At 67.1% G+C, this 20509-nt stretch carries 18 protein-coding genes; 7 read left to right on the top strand and 11 right to left on the bottom strand.

Going from position 1 to position 20509, the window contains the following annotated elements; genetic code table 11:
• Nucleotides 1-5: 5 nt before the first annotated feature.
• Nucleotides 6-929: a GGDEF domain-containing protein gene (locus tag AC07M9_RS09460; RefSeq protein WP_494883252.1), complete on the bottom strand. Its 924-nt coding sequence runs from the start codon at nucleotides 927-929 to the stop codon at nucleotides 6-8.
• A 192-nt stretch (nucleotides 930-1121) separates the two neighbouring features.
• Here AC07M9_RS09460 and AC07M9_RS09455 point away from each other — a divergent pair, with 192 nt between their 5' ends.
• Together AC07M9_RS09455 and AC07M9_RS09450 are read left to right on the top strand one after the other, a co-directional pair.
• Nucleotides 1122-1607, top strand: a complete 486-nt coding sequence (locus AC07M9_RS09455; RefSeq protein ID WP_494883250.1) for a VOC family protein — start codon at nucleotides 1122-1124, stop codon at nucleotides 1605-1607.
• 106 nt (nucleotides 1608-1713) lie between these two features.
• Nucleotides 1714-2985: an MFS transporter gene (locus AC07M9_RS09450; protein ID WP_494883248.1), complete on the top strand. Its 1272-nt coding sequence runs from the start codon at nucleotides 1714-1716 to the stop codon at nucleotides 2983-2985.
• Here AC07M9_RS09450 and AC07M9_RS09445 read toward each other — a convergent pair.
• The gene (locus AC07M9_RS09445) at nucleotides 2978-3985 is read right to left on the bottom strand and encodes a substrate-binding domain-containing protein (protein WP_494883247.1); all 1008 of its coding nucleotides are present in this window, start codon (nucleotides 3983-3985) and stop codon (nucleotides 2978-2980) included. The genes AC07M9_RS09450 and AC07M9_RS09445 overlap by 8 nt on opposite strands.
• A gap of 165 nt (nucleotides 3986-4150) precedes the next feature.
• On the opposite strand from AC07M9_RS09445, the gene AC07M9_RS09440 reads away from it, so the two are divergent.
• On the top strand, nucleotides 4151-5350 hold the full coding sequence (locus AC07M9_RS09440) for an acyltransferase family protein (protein ID WP_494883245.1): 1200 nt from the start codon (nucleotides 4151-4153) through the stop codon (nucleotides 5348-5350).
• A gap of 99 nt (nucleotides 5351-5449) precedes the next feature.
• On the opposite strand, the gene AC07M9_RS09435 is transcribed toward AC07M9_RS09440, so the two are convergent.
• From AC07M9_RS09435 to AC07M9_RS09400, 8 genes are all read right to left on the bottom strand, one after another.
• Nucleotides 5450-6616 carry a thiolase family protein gene (locus AC07M9_RS09435; RefSeq protein WP_494883243.1) on the bottom strand — a complete coding sequence of 389 codons (1167 nt, stop codon included), beginning with the start codon at nucleotides 6614-6616 and terminating at the stop codon, nucleotides 5450-5452.
• Nucleotides 6616-7020, bottom strand: a complete 405-nt coding sequence (locus tag AC07M9_RS09430; protein WP_494883241.1) for a Zn-ribbon domain-containing OB-fold protein — start codon at nucleotides 7018-7020, stop codon at nucleotides 6616-6618. The genes AC07M9_RS09435 and AC07M9_RS09430 overlap by 1 nt, the downstream gene beginning before the upstream one ends.
• 100 nt (nucleotides 7021-7120) lie before the next feature.
• Nucleotides 7121-8041 (bottom strand): TIGR03619 family F420-dependent LLM class oxidoreductase, encoded by a 921-nt coding sequence (locus AC07M9_RS09425; RefSeq protein WP_494883240.1) that lies wholly within the window; start codon nucleotides 8039-8041, stop codon nucleotides 7121-7123.
• A gap of 185 nt (nucleotides 8042-8226) precedes the next feature.
• Complete coding sequence (locus AC07M9_RS09420) at nucleotides 8227-9429, bottom strand: CaiB/BaiF CoA transferase family protein (protein WP_494883238.1); 1203 nt, start codon at nucleotides 9427-9429, stop codon at nucleotides 8227-8229.
• On the bottom strand, nucleotides 9422-10582 hold the full coding sequence (locus AC07M9_RS09415; protein ID WP_494883237.1) for a CaiB/BaiF CoA transferase family protein: 1161 nt from the start codon (nucleotides 10580-10582) through the stop codon (nucleotides 9422-9424). The genes AC07M9_RS09420 and AC07M9_RS09415 overlap by 8 nt, the downstream gene beginning before the upstream one ends.
• Nucleotides 10579-11334 (bottom strand): SDR family NAD(P)-dependent oxidoreductase, encoded by a 756-nt coding sequence (locus tag AC07M9_RS09410; RefSeq protein WP_494883236.1) that lies wholly within the window; start codon nucleotides 11332-11334, stop codon nucleotides 10579-10581. Before AC07M9_RS09410 ends, AC07M9_RS09415 begins: the two co-directional genes overlap by 4 nt.
• A 137-nt stretch (nucleotides 11335-11471) precedes the next feature.
• On the bottom strand, nucleotides 11472-12902 hold the full coding sequence (locus AC07M9_RS09405) for an aromatic ring-hydroxylating oxygenase subunit alpha (RefSeq protein ID WP_494883235.1): 1431 nt from the start codon (nucleotides 12900-12902) through the stop codon (nucleotides 11472-11474).
• Nucleotides 12903-12926: 24 nt separating this feature from the next.
• Nucleotides 12927-14213 carry a metal-dependent hydrolase family protein gene (locus tag AC07M9_RS09400; protein ID WP_494883234.1) on the bottom strand — a complete coding sequence of 429 codons (1287 nt, stop codon included), beginning with the start codon at nucleotides 14211-14213 and terminating at the stop codon, nucleotides 12927-12929.
• A gap of 261 nt (nucleotides 14214-14474) precedes the next feature.
• Between AC07M9_RS09400 and AC07M9_RS09395 the strand changes: the two genes are divergently transcribed.
• The 4 genes from AC07M9_RS09395 (at nucleotide 14475) to AC07M9_RS09380 (ending at nucleotide 19685) form a co-directional block, all read left to right on the top strand.
• A complete protein-coding gene (locus AC07M9_RS09395; protein WP_494883232.1) occupies nucleotides 14475-14810 on the top strand; it encodes a 2Fe-2S iron-sulfur cluster-binding protein in 336 nt (111 codons plus the stop codon).
• A gap of 156 nt (nucleotides 14811-14966) precedes the next feature.
• Nucleotides 14967-16292: a cytochrome P450 gene (locus tag AC07M9_RS09390; protein WP_494883230.1), complete on the top strand. Its 1326-nt coding sequence runs from the start codon at nucleotides 14967-14969 to the stop codon at nucleotides 16290-16292.
• A gap of 134 nt (nucleotides 16293-16426) precedes the next feature.
• Entirely contained in the window at nucleotides 16427-17284 is an 858-nt protein-coding gene (locus AC07M9_RS09385; RefSeq protein WP_494883228.1) for an SDR family NAD(P)-dependent oxidoreductase, read from the top strand.
• 49 nt (nucleotides 17285-17333) lie between these two features.
• Nucleotides 17334-19685: a TonB-dependent receptor gene (locus AC07M9_RS09380; protein ID WP_494883226.1), complete on the top strand. Its 2352-nt coding sequence runs from the start codon at nucleotides 17334-17336 to the stop codon at nucleotides 19683-19685.
• On the opposite strand, the gene AC07M9_RS09375 is transcribed toward AC07M9_RS09380, so the two are convergent.
• Nucleotides 19675-20469, bottom strand: a complete 795-nt coding sequence (locus AC07M9_RS09375) for an alpha/beta fold hydrolase (protein ID WP_494883224.1) — start codon at nucleotides 20467-20469, stop codon at nucleotides 19675-19677. The genes AC07M9_RS09380 and AC07M9_RS09375 overlap by 11 nt on opposite strands.
• Nucleotides 20470-20509 lie beyond the last annotated feature (40 nt).

Below are 20509 nucleotides of genomic sequence, written 5' to 3'. Positions count from 1 at the left end.
GGCGGTCAGGCGGCGACACGCACCGCGTTGGTGCCGCTTTTCTTCGCCGCATAGAGCGCCATGTCGGCGGCGGCGAACATTTCGTCCGGCGAGCGTCGGCGGTCGTGGCCGGCAAAGGCCAGGCCGACGCTGACGCCGACCGGGATCGCCGTGCCTTGCCAGGCTACGCGGCCGACCAGGTTGCCAAGGCGCCGCCGCACGGCGCTTTCCGCTGCGAAGACAGGAAGTGCGTCGGGAAGCAGCATGGCGAACTCGTCGCCGCCGATGCGGGCGATCAGCAGGGCGTTCGGGAATGCGGACGCCAGCCGCTGTCCGAACCGGGCTATGCAGGCGTCCCCGGCCGCATGGCCCCAGCGATCGTTGATGTCCTTGAAGTTGTTGAGGTCGAAGATCGCGAGCGCGCCGACCCGCGACAGGCGCTCCGATCCTGCGGGAAGGTCCAGGAATTCCGACTGGAACCGCGCGCGGTTGCCGAGGCCGGTGAGCGGATCATTCTCGGCGAGGCGGCGCAGGTGCTCCCAGCGCAGCCGGTCCTGCGTGATGTCCTGCTTCATGCCGTAAAGCTGCACCGCGCGGCCGTTCTCGACCCGCGTCATGGCGGCGAGGCGCATCCAGCGCAGGTCGCCGCCCGGTTGGCGTATCTGGGCCTCCATCGAGAAGCCGGACCGCGCCTCGATCGCCTGCTGGCGCATGCGCTGCATCGTTTCGCGCGATTCCTCGCAATAGAGAGCGACGGTATCGCGGCGCTCGAAGTGGTTCTCCCGATCGAGCCCGAATATCGCGAAGACGCCGTCGCTCCATGCGAGCGCCTCGGTGTCGAGGTCGCAGCTCCAGGCGCTCAGGCCAACCAGCGCCGCTGCCTGCGAGACGAGGCCGCCATCGGTCAGCGGGCGGATGCCCGTCATTTGCCGGTCGGATTGCAGGTACAAGTCGGACCCCTGGCTTCCCCCACCGTCAATCCGGTGAATTCATAGCTACTTACGGAAATACGGTAAACGCTCTGCTAATGAAACTGCATTGTTGTGCAGACCTGTTTTGCTCCTGCCTGGTCAAGGATCGGCGGTTGCCATGCCCGGATGCCTTGCGGATAATTCGCCGCAAGGAAGACGAGGGAGACCACCATGATCCGCGGCATCCACCATATCGGCATGAACTGCCGGGACCTCGCGCGGATGAAGCGGTTCTACTGCGAGGCGCTGGGCTTCGAGCCGGTCGACGAGGAGGGCTTCGCCTGGGCCGACGAGCCGGTCATGGACCTCATCGTCGACGTACCGGGTTCGGCCGCCACAGGCTGCATGCTGCGCGCGGGATCGTGCTACATCGAGATGTTCGAATATACGGCGCCGCCGTCCGATCTGGACCGGCCGCTGCGGCCGAACGACCGCGGCTACACCCATTTCTGCATCGACGTGACCGACATCGCGGCGGACATCGCCCATCTGGAGGCCTGCGGCATGACCTTCAACGACCGCGCGTTCGTCGATGTCGGGCATGTCCGCACGCTCTACGGCTACGACCCGGAGGGCAATGTGATCGAGGTGCAGGAGTGCGCGCCCGCCAACGGTTTCACGCTGGAAGAACTGCGCGAGCGCACGCCCGCGCTCTGATCCCATCGCTCCGGCGGCGTCGGGCAGCCGGGATTGCCGGGCCAGGATGCCGGGGCCACACTCGCTCCCGACGCCGCAGACCCGGCGCGCAGGGGAGAGTACCGCCGTGGGCGACGACAAGCTGACCGCAGGCCAGGAATTTCGCCGCCACTGGCAGATGATCCTGGCGGCGGCGATAGGGTTCTCCTTCACCTCGGTCATTACCGCCGGGACCGGGCTGTTCATCGGACCGATCAGCCGCGAATTCGGGTGGAGCATCGCGCTTGCCTCTTCGGGGGTCTCGATCACGGCGCTGCTGACATTCCTGTTCTCACCGCTGTTCGGGGTGTTCATCGACAGGTGGGGCGTACGCCGCATGGCGATTCCCGGCCTTGTCCTGATGGCGGGCGTCATCGCGGCGCTGAGCCTGCTCGACGGTGCGGTGTGGCAGTGGTTCGCGATCTGGACGGTCTATGCGCTTGCCGCCCTGATGACGAAATCGACGGTGTGGACGGCATCCGCCAACAGCACGTTCCAGGCGGGGCGCGGCCTCGCGCTGGGACTGGTGCTGTCGGGCGCGGCGCTCGCCCAGGCCTTCACGCCGATCATCACCGAATACCTCATCCGCATCCATGGCTGGCGCATGGCCTTCGTCTGGCTGGCGGTCGGTTGGGGATCGCTTGCGGTCGTCATGTGCGTCTTCTGGCTGCGCGACGGCTACGAGATCAGTCGCAAGGCGCGCGAGGCGGCGGGGCCCTCTGACGGGCCCGGGCCATTGCTCGACGTCCCCGGACTGACGGTGGCGGAGGCGCTGCGCGATCCTGCCATCTGGCGCATCGGCGCCTCCACGTTTCTGGTGATGATGGTCACCATCGGCCTGGTCGTCCACCAGTTCCGCATCCTCACCGGTTCGGGAGTGAGCGCGCAGGCGGCGGCGTTCTACGCGCTGCCGGCGGGGCTGGCGGGGATCGCCGGCAAGCTCGTGACCGGCTGGCTGCTCGATCGCCATCCGGCGCGCTGGGTGGGCGGGCTGACCATCGGCTCGACTGCGATCACTTTCCTGATCCTGGTCCTGCCGCACCCGCCGACCTGGGCGATCGTCACCGCACTGGTCGTCAACGGCTATGCCAGCGGGACCAAGCTGCAACTCGTCGGCTACCTCACGGCCGCCTATACCGGCATGCGCAAGTTCGGGACGATCTTCGGGCTCATGGCCAGCCTGATCGCAGCGGGCTCGGGGCTTGGCCCGGTGTTGGGCGGGCTGATCTTCGACATCTGGGGCAGCTACGCGCCGGGTCTCTGGGCGGGTGTGGTCCTGACGCTGGTGAGCGCCTGGCTCCTGCTCGGATTGCCGGCCTATCCGGACTGGAACGACGACCCGGAGCCGGCGTTCAAGTGAGCGTCCGAACCGAGTCGCGGGCGATCAGCCGGACGGTGAAGGGCGCGTCGGGCGGGGCGGGTGCTCCCCGCGCGGCCATGCGGCGGGCGGCTTCACGGCCCATGAGGTGCCATGGAATGTGCATCGTCGTCAGTCCGGGCAGGACGCGGGCCGAGAGCGGGGTATCGTCGATCCCGGCCACCGACAGGTCCGCCGGCACGGCGATGCCCATCTGCGCCGCGGCATGAAGCACGCCCGCCGCCATCTCGTCGTTGGAGGCGCAGATGGCCGTGGGCCGGGGGCTGATTTCCAGGAGCACGCGGCTGGCCGCGATCCCCGAATCGAACGAATTGTCGCCCGGTACGATCAGGGCCGGTCCGCGGTCGAGCCCGCTGTCGGCCATCGCGTCGAGATAACCGAGTTCGCGTTGCTGCGCGCTAAGCGAGGTGTCCGGGCCGGCGACGAAGCCGATCCGGGCATGACCCTGGGCGACCAGCCAGGCGACGAGATCGCGCGCCGCCCCGCGCTCGTCCACGGCGAGGGCGGGTTGGCCGGGCGCCGCGCGGTCCCTTACGGAACCGAGCCGTGTGCAGCGGACCCTGGCTTCCGCGCAGAGACGCACGAGGTCCTCGCGTTCGGCGAGGGGAGGAAGCAGCACCACGCCCGCGGGCCTATGGCGGCGCAGGAAAGCGCGCAGCAGCGTCGGCGCCTCCGCGGGAGGCAGGGCGCAGGGTGCCAGCAGCAGATCGCCCCCCGCCAGCGCCTCGGCCATGCCGGCCTGCACGGCGCCGAGGATGCCGGGGCTTGCATTGTCGTGGACGAGCGCCAGCACGGGATTGTGGCGTATCGCCGGCGTGGGGGGCGGCGTCTCGGGCGCGAAGCCCGCGCGTTCGATCAGCGAAGCACCCGAGGCGCTGCGGCGGTCCGGACCGTTCGAGCGCCGTTCGATGCCGTCTGCGGGAGCGCGATGAGGTCGGGCGGGGGCACCGGGAGAGGTCATGCGGCGATCTTCGGCCGCCATGCCCGGCTTACCAACCCCAGTCTCGTCCGAAACGGAGCAGGAACATCGGACAGCCATGTTACGCTCTATTACAAGCGTGTGATTGCAGACCGGGTGCAACCGGCCTATTGAGCCGGCGATAACAACCCGGGCAACCAGCCGGGTCGCGCTTCGCCACGGAAAGAGATGCAACCCGCCTCCACACCCAGCCACGGCCAACGCCACTACGGAATGGACTGGCTGCGCATCGGCGCTTTCGTGATGCTGATCTTCTACCATGTCGGCTTCTCGTTCACGCCCTGGGGCTTCCAGACGCCGACGCGCGGCGTCGTCCAGTGGGCCGAGATTCCGCTGCTGGGGCTGAGCGCATGGCGGCTCGCGCTGCTGTTCGCGATCTCTGGCTATGCCAGCGCTGCATTGTTCGCGAAGGAGCGCGGCACCGGCGCTTTCCTCAGGAGCCGCCTGCTGCGTCTCGGTATTCCGCTGCTGTTCGGGTTGACCGTGATCGTGCCGCCGCAGCCCTACATGGGCCTGCTCAACAGCGGCTACGCGCACGGCTACGGCTATTTCCTGGTCCACGACGCCTTCAGCTTCCGCCGGGTGATCCATGAGAACCTGCCCGCGGTCATGCACCTGTGGTTCGTCATTTACCTGCTGGCCTACACCGTTGCCTTGTGCTTCGCCCTGATGCTGCTTCCCGGCCGCTGGCGCCTCGCGCTGAGGCGGGGCGTGCAGAAGGTGCTGGCCGGGCCATGGCTGATCCCCGCCGGTATTCTGGCTGTCTACGGGGTGCGCTCGGTCGGCGGCGAGTGGACCGACACGCACACCCTTACGAACGACCTGGCCGCGCACCTGCATTATGCTGGCATGTTCCTGTTCGGCTTCCTGCTGCGCGGGTCGGAACTCCTGCGGCAGGTGATCGCCCGGCAGTGGAAGCCGGCGCTCGCGGTGGGCCTTGCGGGCTATGCCTTCGTGGCGCTCGAGGCGTGGCATTTCCCAGGCAACGTGCGCACGCCGCGCATCTGGCTCGAGCCGCTCGACTTCGCCAAGGCAGTGCAGTGCTGGGGCACGGTGATCGCGCTGTTCGGCATCGCCGACCGCTTCTGGAACCACGACGCCCGCTGGCGCGCGACCTTGGCCGAGGCGGTGTTTCCCGTCTTCATCGCGCACCAGACGGTCATGGTGCTGGTGAGCTACTGGCTGCGCGACAAGGGCCTGACCGCACTGCCCGAGTTCCTGGTGCTCTGCGCGACGGTGGCGGGCGGATCGTGGCTGTTCTACCTCGCCGGGCGCGAGATCGGGCCGCTGCGCCCGCTGATCGGGCTCAAGCGGGCGAAGCCGGTACGCCGTGCGAAGCCGGTCGTCGTCCCTTCGACGGCGGCCTGATCGTCGCTGTCGGATCAAGTTCGGGACGAGGGCATCAGCGTGGCATCCGCATCCCCGACCCCGCGGGAGGAGAGCCCGCGGGGTCGGAGCCGGTGAAACTTAGTCCTTGGCCAAGAGCAGCGCCGCCGCCAGCGGCCCCCCGCCCGAGGTCGCCACGGCAACTTTGGGATCGCCGGGAATCTGGCGTGCCCCGCCGTTTCCGCGCAGCTGCGTCACTGCCTCATGCGCGAAGCCGAAGCCGTGGAGGCGGCCGGCGCCGAGCTGGCCGCCTGCAGTGTTGAGCGGGAGCTGGCCGTCGCGCGCGATGCGGGTTCCGCCTTCGATGAAGCGGCCGCCTTCGCCCTTTTCGCAGAAGCCCAGGCCTTCGAGCCAGGTGATCGGAAGGAACGCGAAGCCGTCGTAGAACTGCGCCATGTCGACGTCGTCCACCGTGTAGTCTGTGTGCTTCCAGAGGTCGGGGCCGGCGTCGTATGCGGCGGGCCATTCCACCTGGTCCCACGAATAGCGGTCGACCGAGCCGGACGCAGCGGCGATGCGGATCGGCTCGCACTTGATCTCGTCGAGCGCGTCGCCGGCCGAGACGATGATCACGGTCGAGGCGTCGGAGAAACGGTCGCAGTCGTAGAGGCACAGCGGTGTCGAGATCAGCCGTGCGTCCATGTACTTGTCGAGCGTCAACTCTTCCTTGGTGATCGCCTTGGCGCGGGGGTTGAGCATGGCGTTCTTCGAGCCGTTGATGGCGATTTGGCCGAGCTGCTCGCGAGTCATGCCGTACTTATGGACGTGGCGTGCCGCGTATTGCGCGGTCCAGCAGGCCGCCGAGCTCGCCCAGAACGGGCTGGTCCACTGCGAGGCGCCCGAGACCGTGTCCGAGCGCGCTGGCATGTAGTGCGCCGGATCGGCCATGCCGCCGGCTTCGTAGACGGTGCGGAAGCACAGGACGTGGCGGCAGATGCCCGACTTCACCGCCCATGCGGCCATGGCGATGGCGGCGAGCTGAGCGGGCTGCTCCATCGCGCCCATCTGCCACTTGGACTTGATGCCCAGCGCCTCGATCACCTCGTCGGTGCCGACCGGTGAGAACGCGAGGTAGCCGTTGACCTTGCCGGGGAACGAGAACACGCCGTCGATCTGGTCGAAAGTCAGGCCGGCTTCCGCGACGGCTTCCCGTGCGGCGTCGAGTGTCAGCAGCAGCGGATGGCGCGGCAGGCGCACGCCGACTTCGGACTGCCCGACGCCGGTGATGTAGGCTTCGTTGCTGGCCATCAGCCGACCTTCTCGAAGAGGGGGTAGAAGATGCCGTCCTGTTCCTCGAACACGACTTTCACCGCATCGCCGAACGCAACGTCCTCGACCGGGGAGTTGACGATGTTGGTGGTCAAGTACACGCCCGGCACTCCGTCGAGCGCCACGCGGGCGATGACGTAGGGCACTTCGAGGCCCTTGGCCCAGGGCTGGTGGTTGATCGACATCGTGTCGATCACGCCGGTGCCCGCCACCGCCTCGGCCGAAATGTTCTCCGACTGGCAGTGTCGGCACAGCACGCGGGGCGGGTGGGTGAACTGCCCGCAGTCGCCGCACTTGACGATCCGGAGCGCGCCCTCCGCGCCGCCCGTCCAGAAGGCGGTATTTTCCTGGTCCAGCTTGGGCCGTGGCCGCGGTGGGTTCATCTGTCGCTCTCCCGGTTCTTGATGTGTTCAGTCCGGTCTGGCGGCGCGATCGTCAATAGTGGCGCTCATGTCATCGCAGCGACGTTCGAGCCACGGTATCTCATTTTACCGCCGGCATGATCTCCTCGGCGACCCACTGGGTGTAGTCGTAGTAGGCCTGGATGCTGGGAAGGTTGGGGATCGGCACCGAACTCCAGGTGACACCGAGCGTCTTGAACCAGCCGAGCCGGTCGATGATCTCTTGGCTGGTCTGCCCCGGCCGCGCGGTGGGATCGTTGATCACCGCATGCCCTTCGCCGACGCGGGCGGTGGACATCCCGTAGTACACGTCGGCAAGCTGGCCGTTGTAGTCGCTCTGCGAGCGGATGAAGTCGATGCGCGCGGGGATCTGGTCGGGCTTGGTCAGGAACGGCCACCAGCCCTGCGCGTAGCGGGAAATGCGCTTCAGCACCGGGTCCGCGTCGCCGCCGAACCAGACCGGCAGGTGGGGCTTCTGCACCGGCTTTGGCTCGAAGGCGACATCGCGGAAGGAGACGTACCTGCCTTCGAACTCGGGGCTGTCCTGGGTCCACAGGGCGATGATCGCCTGGATATATTCCTCCGCCATTGCGCCGCGCTCGTGGAAGGGAACGCCAAGGATTGCGAACTCCTCCTCCAGCCAGCCGACCGCGAAGGTGATCGTCACGCGCCCGCTGGAAAGCCAGTCCATCGTCGAGAGCGCCTTGGCGGTGACAATCGGGTTCTGCGCGGGCAGGATGGCGATGCACGAGTTGACCCGCACCGTCTCGGTCGCTCCGGCGATATAGGCCATGGCGGTATAGGCGTTGAAGTAGAACGGGCCGGACAGGTCGATGTGGCCCCGCGGGATGATATGGTGCTCGGGCACCGCGATCATCTCGTAGCCGAGCTTCTCGGCCCATTTGGCGAGCCGGGTCTGGTCGGCGCCGGCGACGGCGGTCTCCCACGGCTGCATGGTCGCTTTCAGCTCCAGCATGTGCGGCATCGCGAAGCCCAGTTTCATGGTGTTCCCTCTCCGTTGTTCCGGGCCGACCTGAAGGGGTCCCATTCCCTCGAACCCAAAATTCCGTCGCCCCGCGAAACGGGGCTCCGCTTCCTTGCGCCACAAAGACAACAAGCGGGGTCCCCGCCTACGCGGGGACGACGGGGTGTTTTAGGTCGAACTGCGTGCGGGATGGTAAGCCAGCCTCAGTCGATCACCTTGCGCGCGATCAGATCGCCCATTTCCTCTTCGCGCAAGCCCAGCAGGTCGCGGTAGACATAGGCATTGTGCTCGCCGAGCAGCGGGGCGCCGCGTTCGACGAGGGGCGGGTCGGGACTGATGCGCCACGAGGGGCCGATGATCGGACGGGCGCCGGTGCGGTGGTCGCTGACCATGCGATAGGCCTCGCGCGCCCACAGGAAGCCGTCGGTGCATAGGTCCAGCGAGCTCATCGACTTGAACGCCGGGACGCCCGCGTTCCTGAGGGTTTCGGCCAGTTCGGCAGCATCGTGAGCGCGGGTGAAGGCGGCCAGTTCGGCATCCAGTGCGAGGCGGTTGGCGAGGCGGTCGGCGAGGGTCGCAAAGCGGGGATCGGAGGCGAGGTCCCGCGCGTCCAATGCCGCGCACAAGGCGGTCCATTCGCCCTCGTTCGCCACCGCGATACTTGTCCAGGCGGCCTCCGCGCAGGGGTAGGCGCCGTGCGGGCACATCTCGGGATGGAAGTTGCCGTCGGCCTCGGGCACCTCGGCGGTGACGCTGGCGGCGAAGAGGCTGTCGCCCACGAGGCTGGTCATCGTCTCCACCGCCGAGAGGTCGATGAACTGGCCTTCGCCGGTGCTCTCGCGGTGATGGAGCGCGGCGACGCAGGCGAGGGCGGCGCAGGCCCCGGCGGTCGAGTCGCCATAGCGGATGTTCATGCCCTTGGGCGTCTCGCCTTCGTGCCCGACTAGTGCGGTCAGGCCCGAAAGTGCTGCGAAACAGGGCGCGTAACCCGTCTGGTAACCCAGCGGACCTTCAGTGCCCCACATCTTGATCGAGCACTGGATGAGGTCCGGTTTGACGGCCTTCAGGCTCTCGTAGTCGAGGCCCGAGCGCTCCATCGCGCCGGGGCGGATGTTGTCGATCAGGATGTCGGCCTCGGCAATCATGCGCTTGACGAGGTCGAGGCCATCGGGCGTCTTCATGTTGACCTGGACCGAGAGGATTTCCTGGTTGATCGACAGGAAATAGGGCGCGGCGTCGATGTCGACCCCGCCGTAGGCGCGCATCTCGTCGAGGTTGCTGCGGCTCTCGATCTTGATGACCTCGGCGCCGAGCTGGGCGAGCATCTTGCCCGCGTAAGGCCCCGCCCAGACTTTGGTCAGCTCGACGACGCGGACGCCGGCGAGGGGGCCGCCGCGGTCACGCATGGTCGACCTCACGTTGATCGGCGCCCAGGTTCGGCGCCGGGGTACGGACGCGGGCGGGTGTGGCGCTCATGCGGTAGCAGGCGCCGGGGTAGGCGACTTTTCCGAAAATCGGGTGCTCGGCCTGCTGGAAGAACGCGCGGTGGACGAACTGCTCATGGACCGGCAGGTCGGCGGCGGTGTTGACCGGGACCATGGCGACGCCGGCCTTCTGCGCCGCCTCGGTGATCGGCAGCTTGTGCTGGAGCGCGACCCACTTCGCGAAATCCGAGCGGAAGGCGGCGACGTTGGCGGGGGTGCAGTCGAATTCGAGCCAGTCTTCCCGGAAAGCCGAGGCCCAGCCGGGTTCGCCCATCAATGCGCAGAGCGCCTTCCAGTGCGCCCGGGTGGTCATGAACAGGAAGACGTGGCCATCGGCGCAGGCAAACGAGGTGCCGGGGCCGCCCATGTCGTAGGCGGTGCGCTCCGCGCTCGGGTCGGCGTCGCCGGCGAGCATGCGGTCTAGCACGCAGTCGATGCGGTTGAGCTGCACCTCGACTTCGGAGATGTCGATCGACTGGCCATGCCCGGTGCGGCGCAGGCGGAGCAACGAAGCCATCGTGCAAAGTGCGGCGTCGATCCCTGCCTCGTAGTCCGACAGGAACCGGCCCGCGCCCTTGAGCGGAGGCTTGCCCTGCGGCGTCTCGCTGGGGCTGTGGTAGGCCCAGCCGCCGGCATTGATGACGTTGATCGGCCGCAGGTTCTGGAACTGCGGCGGGGCGCCTTGCCCGAAAGGCGTGACGAGCGTGTGGACCAGCGCGGGGTGGCGTTCGGCGATCCGCGAGGGATCGAGGGCCAGGCGTTTCGCCCATGCCTCGTCGTGATCGTCTACCAGCGCGTGGGCGCGGCTGAGCAGGCGATCGAGCAAGGCGCGTTCGGCGGGATCGTCGAGATCGAGGACCACCGACCGCTTGCTGGTGTTGAGGTAGGCGAACAGGGTACTCTCGCCTTCGCGGAACGGTCCCATTGACCGCGTCGGCGCGCCGCCCGGGCGCTCGACCTTGATGACCTGCGCGCCGAGGTCGGCAAGCAGCTTGCCCGTATATTCCCCGCTGACGCGCTCGGCCGTCTCGACGACGATAAGGCCGGCGAGGGCGCCCGGCGGCTGGTCGCTCACAGCGATTGCCCGTCGTCGATGGTGAAGGTCGCGCCGGTCACCTGCGCGGAGGCGTCCGACAGCAGGTAGAGCAGCATCGGGTCGAGCGCTTCGGCATCGAGCAGGCGGCGGCGGTGGAGCCGGTCGATGTCGCCCCGGCCGCGCTCGCTGGCGAACCACGAGGCGTTGATCTCGGTGGGAATCCAGCCCGGCTGGAGCGTGTTGACGTTGATGCCCTGACGCACCCATTCACGCGCCAGCTGGCGGCCGAGGTGTGCGAGCCCGGCCTTGGTGGCCGCGTACATCGCATCGCCGGTGCCGTTCTGCTCGGCGGTGATCGAGCCGATCAGCACCACGCGCCCGTCGCCCCGCTCGCGGCTGCCTCCTGCGATCAGCCGCTTCGCGCCTTCGCGGGCGACGAGGTAGCTGCCCAGCAGGTTGGTATCGAGCACGCCGGCCAGTCCTTGCGCCGACACGTCGGTCGAATGGCCGCCGGTGGCGGTGCCGGCATTGGCGATGATCCCGTGGATGGTCCCGAAACGTGCCTCGGCAGCGTCGAAAGCGGCGATGACGGAGGGCTCGTCGGTCACGTCGAGCGCAACGGCGAGGGCGCCGTCACCGATCTCCTCGGCCAGCGCCTGGGTGCGTTCGAGCCGGCGGGCGCCCAGCACCACGCGTCCGCCGGCGCGGGCGATGGTGCGAGCGAAGCCGGCGCCAATGCCCGAGGAGGCTCCGGCGACGAGGATGGTTCGTCCTTCGAGGGACAGGTGCATGCTTCAATGGCTCCACATCTTCGTCATCCCCGCGGAGGCGGGGATCCATCTTCTGACAGTGCAACACGGCACGGCATGAGATGGGTTCCCGCCTCCGCGAGGATGACGAAGGTTGAATTGAAATTCGCCGTGGCAGTTCACGCGCGTTGCAGCGCCTTCCAGTCGGGCAGCTTGGGCGGCATCGCCATGTATTTGTCGATCGCCACCTCGAAATGCCGGATGCGGATTTCCTGGTAGTCGCCGAGCGTGATGCCGGGCTTGGCGGAGGCTTCGAGACCTTCCTGCTGGGCGTAGAGGTTGTCGGTGTCCTGGTCGAGGATCACGCCGAAGCCGGGGTCCATGCCTTCCGCCTCGGCGAAGGACTGGTGATCCTCGAGGGTCTGCACCTCGGCGGTCTCCACCGCGCTGCCGTCCTTCGGCTTGGGGCGCATGAACATGACCTCGTAGATCGTGCGGCGATGATCCTTCGCGTCGGGGCGGAAACGATAGATCATCGGCAGCGAGATGCCGGGGAACAGGAACAGGTTGGGGAAGAACGTATAGCTGTAGGTGTCGAGCAGTTCTGTGTCCGAGATGCCCGAGAGGTCCGCCTTGGTGGCGGTTTCGAACATGCCCCTGAACATGTCGGCCATGACCTGCCGCGCGCGCTCGCCGTCCTTCAGTTCGGGCTTGGAACCGCCGAGCGAGGAGCTGTCGCCCAGCGTGAAGTTGTCGATGATGTCCTTCTCGGAATACTTGTCGCGCAGCTTGGGGCTGACCACGCCGAGCGTCGAGATGAAACGGTTCACGTGCTCGCCGTAGACGTCGTACTGCGAATTGACGTCGCCGTTGGCGGGCGCGACCTGCGGGTGGGTGTCGCCGACATGGTAGGCCTCCATGAAGGCTTCCATCGTCAGCTTCCAGTTGGCCGGATAGCTCTTCTGGACGTGGAGGTAGAGGTAGCGGTCCTCCAGCTTCCAGGCAGCCATGTGGTCCATGATCTCGGGGCCGAGATATTCGGCGAGGCTGGGCGCCTCCGGGTCCATGTTGACCCAGACGAAGCCGCCGAGCCGCTCCACCCGCGCTTCGGGCAGGCACATCTTGCGGGTGGCGGTATGGGCGAAGTCCCACTTCTCGGGGATTTCCTTCAGCGACCCGTCGAGGTTCCAGGTCCAGCCGTGGAACGGGCACTTGATGTTCATCGCGAAGCCCGCCGTGCCCGAGGGCTTGAGCTTGGTGCCCCGGTGGAGACAGGCGTTGAAGTGGGCGCGGATTTCGTCGTCATCAGTGCGCGTGACGACGAACGAGTACGGCCCGATGTCGTAGACGTAGTAATCGCCCACTTCGGGAATGTGGTCCTCGCGGCAGGCCATCTGCCAGGTGCGGGTCCACATGCGTTCGAACTCGCCAGTGGCGAAGGCGGGATCGACGTAGCGGTCCTTGGAGATGTCCTCGCTGCCGAGGTATTCGTAGCTTTCGCTGGCGGCCCACGCGGGGGCGGCGACCTTGTCGCGGGCGATGATTTCCTGCGTGGTCTCGGCAGGGCACCGGGCCTCGCCGGGCTGGAGCATACCGGTTTCGACGTTCATTTCCTGCAGCTCCTGCTCAAGTGCTCATTCCGCCGCTTCGAGCGTGGGCGCGCTGGCCTGCGCCGGGGCGGGAAGGGTGGATTTCTGGACCGCGCCACCGCGCATCACGAAGGCGACTTTCTCGGGACCGGAGAGGACCGAAATGTCGGCCAGCGGGTCACCCGCAACGAGGATCAGGTCGGCGAGCTTGCCCACCTCCAGCGTGCCGAGATCGCCGCCGTAACCCATCGCTAACCCACCGTTACGGGTGGCGCAGAGCAGCGCCTCGGCGGGGGTGTAGCCGTAGTGCTCGACGAAGAACTTGAGGTCGCGGCCCTGCTCGCCCTGCTTGCTCCAGCCGAAGCCGTAGTCGCCGCCGATCAGGTGGCGGATGCCGCGCTTGCGCAGTTCCGTGTGGGTTTTGATAGAATTTTCAAGCAGTTCCGGAATGTTCATGTAGCCGCCGACCTCGGGCGTCAGGCCGTGCGCGGAAGCCTCGCCCGCCATGATCTGCGCGAACAGGCCAACGGTGGGCACGACGAAGATGCGGTCCTTGGCCTCCTCCATCATGTCGAGCAGTTCCTCGTCCGAATATTCGGTGTGGAACAGCCCGTCGACGCCCGCGCGGATGCAGAACTTGGAGCCGTCGATCGAGCGCGTGTGCGCATTGATCTTGCGGCCGTAGGCATGCGCGGTCTCGGCAGCGACGCGGATTTCCTCGAAGGTCATCGGCGTGGTGTGGCCCGGCGTGGCGGGGTAGAACGGGTCGCCGGAGACATCGAGCTTGATGTTGTCGATCCCTTCGCGGCAGTGCAGGCGTACGGCGCGGCGCATCTCGTCCACGCCGTCGACGATGGTGGAGGGGCCTTGCCTCGGGTTGTGCGCCTTGCTCTCGTCGCCCATCGCGCCGGTCACGGTGATCTCGAGCCCACCGGCGCGGATGCGTGGGCCCGGCAGGCGGCCGGCGTTCACTTCGTCGCGCACCGCGACCGCCAGCTTGAGCTTGGCTTCGGAGGCTCCATAGGCGCTGGTGAAGCCGGCCTCGATCAGCGCCTTGGCACCGCGCGCGGCGGTGAACACCTGCGTTTCGGGACAGGGGGTGATGAGGTCTTCCGTGGCCGTGACGTTCTCGAACGAGAGGTGCGCGTGGCCCTCGGTCATGCCGGGCATGCAGAACAGGCCGGCGGCGTCGATGACGGTATCGCCCTCGCGAACGATGGCCTTGGAGCCGACCGAGACGATACGGTCGCCCTCGACCACGAGGTCGCCGATAGACGTATCCGCGCCGGTGGCGGTGAACAGCTGCGCGCTGCGGATGACTGTACGGCCCACGTTGCCTCTCCTTGAGCCGCTTGCCCGGCCCTCGTTTGCTGGACTCGAGACTAGGCCCGCCACCCCTTGCGGCAAATGACTGGCCCTGCAGAGGCGGTTTCCCCTGACGGCTTGGGCGGCCCCTGCTTCCCGGCCAGTCAAGCCGCGGCGCACGGCAGGCCCTTTGCAAAGGGAGTCCTGCTGGGGCATGGATGGTAGGTATTGGGAAATGGCGAAAGTCCGTTCGCAACGGCGAATGGAATCGAGAGGACGACTCGCACGATGGGCACCCTGAAAGTCACCATGATCGACGTGGACGGCGATACGCATACCTTCGAGGACGTCGAGGAGGGGATCAGCCTGATGGAACTGGGCCGCCAGAACGGGGTCTCGGGGATCATGGGCGACTGCGGCGGCGGCTGCGCCTGCGCGACCTGCCATGTCTATGTCGACGCCGACTGGATGGAGAAGGTCGGCGAGCCCGACGACATCGAGTTCGCCATGCTCGACATGGTGGCTGACGTGATGAAGGACAATTCGCGCCTGGGCTGCCAGATCCGCATGGTCCCCGAACTGGACGGGCTGGAAGTTACCGTCGCGCCTGCCTCGTCCTATTGAGCCAAAAGCCACGCCCGAACGGAAACGGGCAGTTTGCGCGCAAGGGCAAGCGCGGGTTCGAGGGCGGGCATGGCGGGGTAGGGGCGGGGCGTCCATAACCTTCCCAACGAGAACGGCCGCCAAGCGCGGCCCGGCGAGCAGGATGACGGGAAAGCCATGGCAACGCAGATTTCGCAGGACCGCACTTCCGAGCGGCTGGACCTGACCCCGGAGCAGGAGGGGCTGCTGGAAGCGGGCTCGCTCGCGGATACCGCGATTCAGGCGCGGCCGCACGAATATTACACCGCGATGCGCCACGGCGATCCGATCCACTACGACGAGCGGCTGGGATCGTGGCTGGTCACTCGGCACGAGGATATCTCGGCGGTGCAATCGGACCCGGTGACGTTCTCGGTCCAGCACGGCTATTCCGAACAGCAGGCGCGCGGCATGCGCGACGAGTTCGAAGCGTACCTGCGCGAGCACGGCGGCGGTTACTTCCCCGACGCTATCATGTCGGACCCGCCCTATCACACGCGCATCCGCAAGCTGATGGAGCAGGCCTTCACCGCGCACCGGGTCAAGGAGCTTGAACCGCGCATCACCGAGGTCGTGCGTGGCGTCATCGCCGAGGTCATCGCCAAGGGGAACGGCCGGTGCGACGCGGTCAAGGATATCGCGATCCCCGTCACCATCCGCGTGATCGTCGAGCAGCTTGGCCTCGATCACGGGATGGAGGACAAGATCTCCCGCTGGTCGGTCGCCGTCACCGCCCAGATCGGCGCGATGCAGAGCCGCGAGACGATGCTGCAGAACGCGGCCCTGATCGCCGAACTCCAGCAGTACCTCATCGCCAAGATGAAGGCCTGCGAGGCAAACCCGAGCGAGGACATGATCTCAGACCTCGTCCATGCCGAGGTCACCAACGCCGACGGCACCAAGGAGAAGCTGACCTTCGAGGAAGCGGTCTCGCTGGTCCGCGCCACGCTGATCGCCGGCAACGACACCACGGCGACCGCGATCGGCAACCTGTTCTATGTCCTGACGACCCGGCCGGGCATGGCCGAACTGCTCGAAAGCATCGTCGACGACGAACGCCAGCTCAACCGCTTCATCGAGGAGCACCTGCGCAGCGAACCGCCGGTGCGCGCCCTCTCGCGCATGACTACGCGCGAAGTGACGGTGAACGGCACGACGATCCCGGCGCACGCGCACATGCTGCTCGTCTACGGCTCGGGCAACGACGACGAGACGGTGTTCCCCGAGCCGCGCAAGTTCGACATCACCCGCCAGAACCTGGGCCGCCACGTCGCTTTCGGCGGCGGCCCGCACCGCTGCGTCGGCCTCGCGCTCGCCCGCATGGAAGTGAAGGTCGCGGCGCGGGAAATTGCGCGCCAGATGAAGAATATGAAGCTTGCGATCCCGGAGAGCGAGATCCGCTACACACCGACGGTCGCGACACGCACGATCGAATCGCTGCCGATCACGTTTGAGAAGCGGTGAGTCATAACGAAAGAAAAATACCCTCGTCATCCCCGTGAAGGCGGGGATCCATCTGATGACGGTGCAACGGACGGCACATCAACTGGGTCCCCGCCTTCGCGGGGATGACGAGATAGAGGTTAGGGGAGTACAGGGTGAGCAAGGAACTGGCCGGCAAGGTCGCGGTGATCACCGGCGGGGCGAGTGGCATCGGCCGGGCGACGGTCGAACTGTTCGCCGCGCAAGGCGCCAAGGTCGTCATCGCCGACGTCGCCGATGCGGCGGGCGAAGCGCTCGCCAGGTCGCTGGGCGACAGCGTAGTTTACCAGCACACCGACGTCAGTGAACCGGCAGCGATGCAGGCGCTCGTCGACACGGCGGTGGATCGCTTCGGCGGGCTAGACGTGATGTTCAACAACGCGGGCATCTCGACCAAGGCCTATCCCAGCTTCGTCGATGACGAACTCGACGATTTCGACCGGGTGATGCGCGTGAACGTGCTCGGGCCGATGCTCGGCACCCGCAATGCGGCACGGATCATGAAGGCGCGCGGGCTAGGCGGCGTGATCCTGAACAATGCCTCGATCGCAGGCACTTTGGCGGGCATCGGCATGATGACCTACCGCGCTTCCAAGGCGGCGCTGATCCAGTTCAGCAAGTCCTCCGCGATCGACCTCGCGCAGCATGGCATCCGCGTGAATTGCATCGTGCCGGGCCACGTGCGCACCAAACTGTCCTCGTTCGGGCAGGTGGGCGCCGACGCGGCGCTGGCGGCGCGGATCGAGGAGGGGGTCAACGCGGTCTACCTCTCGAACCAGCTCATCAAACGGCGCGGCGAGCCCGAGGACGTGGCCCAAGTGGCGCTGTTCCTCGCCAGCGAGCGTTCGCGCCACATGACCGGAGCGGTGCTCCCGGTCGAGGGCGGCGTGACGGTGGGCGATCCGGTCAACCACCTGCAGGACATCCTTGCCGTGCGCGCCGAAGCCATGGCGGTGCAGGACGCCGAGGCCTGACAAGACGACGACCCCGGATAACCGGGGCGGAATATTGAGGAGAGGAATGATGAGGACTTTGTTCGCGGCCGCTCTGGCGGCTGGCACGATGCTATCGCCCGTCTGCACCGCCTTCGCGCAGTCGGCCGGCACGGCGACGCAGATCAACGAAGGCGATATCGTCGTCACCGCGCGTCGCCGCGACGAGACGCTGTCCACCGTGCCTGCCGCGATCACCGCGCTGAGCAGCGACGACCTCGTCCAGCGCGGTGTGCATACCGACGCCGACCTCCAGCTGGTCGCGCCGGGACTGACGATCCGCCAGACGCAGGGCAACAACTCGCTCACCTACTCGATCCGCGGGCAGACGGCCGACACCTTCTCGGGCTCGCCCTCGGCAGTGATCGCCTATCTCAACGAAGTGCCGATGGCGATCAACGGCGCCAATTCGTTCTACGATCTCGAGAACGTGCAGGTCCTGAAAGGCCCGCAAGGCACGCTGTTCGGCCGCAATGCCACCGGCGGCGCGGTGCTCTACAACTCGGCCAAGCCCAGTGACAAGATCGAGGCGCTCGTGCGCGGGCGCCTCGGCAACTACGACCTGCGCGAAGTGGAGGCCATGCTCAACGTGCCGCTGGTCGAGGACAAGGTGCTGCTGCGCGGCGCCTTCGACGTGGTGCGCAAGGACGGCTACATCCGCAACCTGCTGAACGACGAGCGCCTCGGCAACGTGAAGCGCGACAGCGGCCGCGTGACGCTGACGGTCAAGCCCACCGAAACCATCAGCAACACCACCATGGTGCAGTACTCCAAGGCCGGCGGCACCAACACCGGCGCGTCCTATACCTACTCCGTCTACGGCTGCGGCGACACCAACAATGGCTTCGCGCTGACCTGCGGCGCCGGGCTGCTGTTCGGGCCGAGCCTCGACAGCGTTGCCGGGCCGGGAGCCTGGGACGCCTATCTCGCCGCGCATCCCGAAGCCTACGCGCCCGGGCTTATCGCCTACGTCGACGAGCAGAAGCGCATCGGCCCCTACAAGACGCGCCATCCGGGCGGCGCCAGCCACCACGGCAAGGACTGGTTCGTCAGCAACACCACCGAGGTGGAACTGGGCGGGTCGGCCACGCTGCGCAACATCTTCGGGTACGAGAATTCGAAGACGCGGTCCGAGCAGCCGCAGCTCGGCGCGCCCTTCGTCACCATCCTGACCGCCAATGCCGCGGCCGACCAGTACGGCAACCAGCTCAAGGTCCGCTCGGTGTCGGAGGAACTGCAGGTCGTCGGCGAGGCGATGGGCGGCAAGCTCGACTACATCTTCGGCTACTACATGCAGCGCCAGCGCAGCGATACGCTCTGGCCCCAGACCTATTTCGACGTCTCGCCGGTGCTCGCGCCGAACTACGTCACCAACAACTTCCGCCTGCGCAACAGCACCGACGCGCTCTACGGCCAGCTTTCCTACGAGGTCGTGCCTGACCTCAAGCTGACCGGCGGCCTGCGCTACACCTGGGAGCGGGTGAAGATCGAGCAGCTGCCAGATGCGACCTACACCTTCGGCGCGCCCGACCAGAAGAAGACCTTCTCCGATCCCTCGTGGGAAGTCGGCCTCGAATACAAGGCGAGCCCCGACTGGTTCGCCTACCTCAAGACGCGCGGCAGCTTCCGTTCGGGCGGCTTCAACGGTGCCGCGCCGCCGGTGAATGCCACCGCGACCGACGGCGGCAACCTGTTCGATTCCGAGCACACGCAGGACATCGAGGGCGGTTTGAAGTTCTCCGGCCTTGCGTTCGGGCGCCCGGCGAACTTCGCCACCGCCGTGTTCGTGCAGTGGATCCAGGACGTGCAGCGCGTCGAGTTCCCCGATCCGGACGGGCCGGGTGGGCTGGCCTCGATCGCGGTGACCGCCAACGTGCCGTCGAGCCGCATCTGGGGCTTCGAGGCGCAGGGTTCGATCCGGCCCACCGACTGGCTCGAACTCGGCGGGTCGGGCGCCTATACCAATGCGAAGTTCACCAATGGGAACATCACGCTCTTCGGCAATCCCTATTCCTACGCGCCGGTGGGGGACACGCCCAAGTTCTCCGGCACCGCCTTCGCGCAGTTATCGCTGCCGGTGAGCGAGGACATGGGCAAGGTGTCGCTGCGCGGCGAGGTCTACGGGCAGACCGCGCAGTATTTCTCGAACACTGCCGATTCGATCGGGCCGGGTACGCGCCTTCCGGGCTACACGCTGCTCCACGCGCGGCTGGACTGGGCCGACATCGCCGGGTCGAACTTCTCGGCGGCGCTGTTCGCCAAGAACCTCACCGACGAGGCCTATTTCGTCGGCGGCATGACGCTCGCAGCCGCGCTCGGCCACAACGCCGCCGCCGTCGGCGAGCCGCGCACGTATGGGCTGGAGATCAGCTTCAAGTACTGACGAAGTGCTCGATTTCCCCAGCGATCGTGCCGGGGATTTCGAGGTTCAGCATGTGGCCGGCGCCGGTATGGTCGATGCGGGTTACCTGTTGCCCCATGGCGGCGATCACGTCGGCGATGAGGCGGAAGTCCTCGGTGTCGCGTGTCCCGGTAAGCAGCAGCGTGGGCATCGTGAGGTGGCCGAGACGGTCTATGTCGGGGAGGGCGGGGCGCTGGTCGTCCTGCACCCACTGGCGGCCTTGGTAGGCCTCGATGGAGGCGCGCAGGGTCTGGCCTGCCCGGCTCTCGCGCACCGGGTCGAACAGCGGATGATGCCACCACAGGTCGCGAGCCTGCGCCCTGTCGCCGCTCCGAGCGGCCCGGCCGATGGCTTTCCAGCGGTCTATCCACTCCGTCGTCCAGGACCAGCCGACCATTAGCGGACTGACCAGTACCAGTCGGCGGACACGCTCCGGGTGGTTCAGGGCGAAGTTCAGGACCGTAGCCCCGCCCAGCGACATGCCGCAGAGGTCGGCGCATTCGATCCCCAGCGCGTCGAGCAGCGCCAGCAGGTCGTCGGCGTGGGAGAAGGGCACGCCTTCGGGCGCCTGCGAGTCGCCGAAACCGCGCTGGTCGTAGGCTATGACTGCGCGGTCGGCGGGCAGGGCGTCCAGCAACGGCACCCAGTCATGACGCGATCCGCCGAAGCCGTGGACCAGCACGAGTGGGACGCGGGCGGACGCTCCCTCGCGTCGTTCACCGACAAGCTGCGCGTCTGCTATGCTGATACGAAAAGGGGTGGCCATGGCCACCCCAAGCTAGCGCGTGCCCCGTATGCTGCAAGGG

The organism is Novosphingobium sp. GW821-FHT09E05 (assembly GCF_059416165.1).
The sequence above is the reverse complement of the archived record's forward strand: the minus strand, read 5'-3'. Positions and strand labels throughout refer to the sequence as shown.

Coding starts and splice junctions, on each gene's coding strand:
- AC07M9_RS09445 (WP_494883247.1), bottom strand. CDS start 3,985: ATGGCGGCCGAAGATCGCCGCATGACCTCTCCCGGTGCCCCCGCCCGA.
- AC07M9_RS09425 (WP_494883240.1), bottom strand. CDS start 8,041: ATGAAACTGGGCTTCGCGATGCCGCACATGCTGGAGCTGAAAGCGACC.
- AC07M9_RS09380 (WP_494883226.1), top strand. CDS start 17,334: ATGAGGACTTTGTTCGCGGCCGCTCTGGCGGCTGGCACGATGCTATCG.
- AC07M9_RS09375 (WP_494883224.1), bottom strand. CDS start 20,469: ATGGCCACCCCTTTTCGTATCAGCATAGCAGACGCGCAGCTTGTCGGT.
- AC07M9_RS09405 (WP_494883235.1), bottom strand. CDS start 12,902: ATGAACGTCGAAACCGGTATGCTCCAGCCCGGCGAGGCCCGGTGCCCT.
- AC07M9_RS09455 (WP_494883250.1), top strand. CDS start 1,122: ATGATCCGCGGCATCCACCATATCGGCATGAACTGCCGGGACCTCGCG.
- AC07M9_RS09390 (WP_494883230.1), top strand. CDS start 14,967: ATGGCAACGCAGATTTCGCAGGACCGCACTTCCGAGCGGCTGGACCTG.
- AC07M9_RS09440 (WP_494883245.1), top strand. CDS start 4,151: ATGCAACCCGCCTCCACACCCAGCCACGGCCAACGCCACTACGGAATG.
- AC07M9_RS09395 (WP_494883232.1), top strand. CDS start 14,475: ATGGGCACCCTGAAAGTCACCATGATCGACGTGGACGGCGATACGCAT.
- AC07M9_RS09430 (WP_494883241.1), bottom strand. CDS start 7,020: ATGAACCCACCGCGGCCACGGCCCAAGCTGGACCAGGAAAATACCGCC.
- AC07M9_RS09420 (WP_494883238.1), bottom strand. CDS start 9,429: ATGCGTGACCGCGGCGGCCCCCTCGCCGGCGTCCGCGTCGTCGAGCTG.
- AC07M9_RS09435 (WP_494883243.1), bottom strand. CDS start 6,616: ATGGCCAGCAACGAAGCCTACATCACCGGCGTCGGGCAGTCCGAAGTC.
- AC07M9_RS09410 (WP_494883236.1), bottom strand. CDS start 11,334: ATGCACCTGTCCCTCGAAGGACGAACCATCCTCGTCGCCGGAGCCTCC.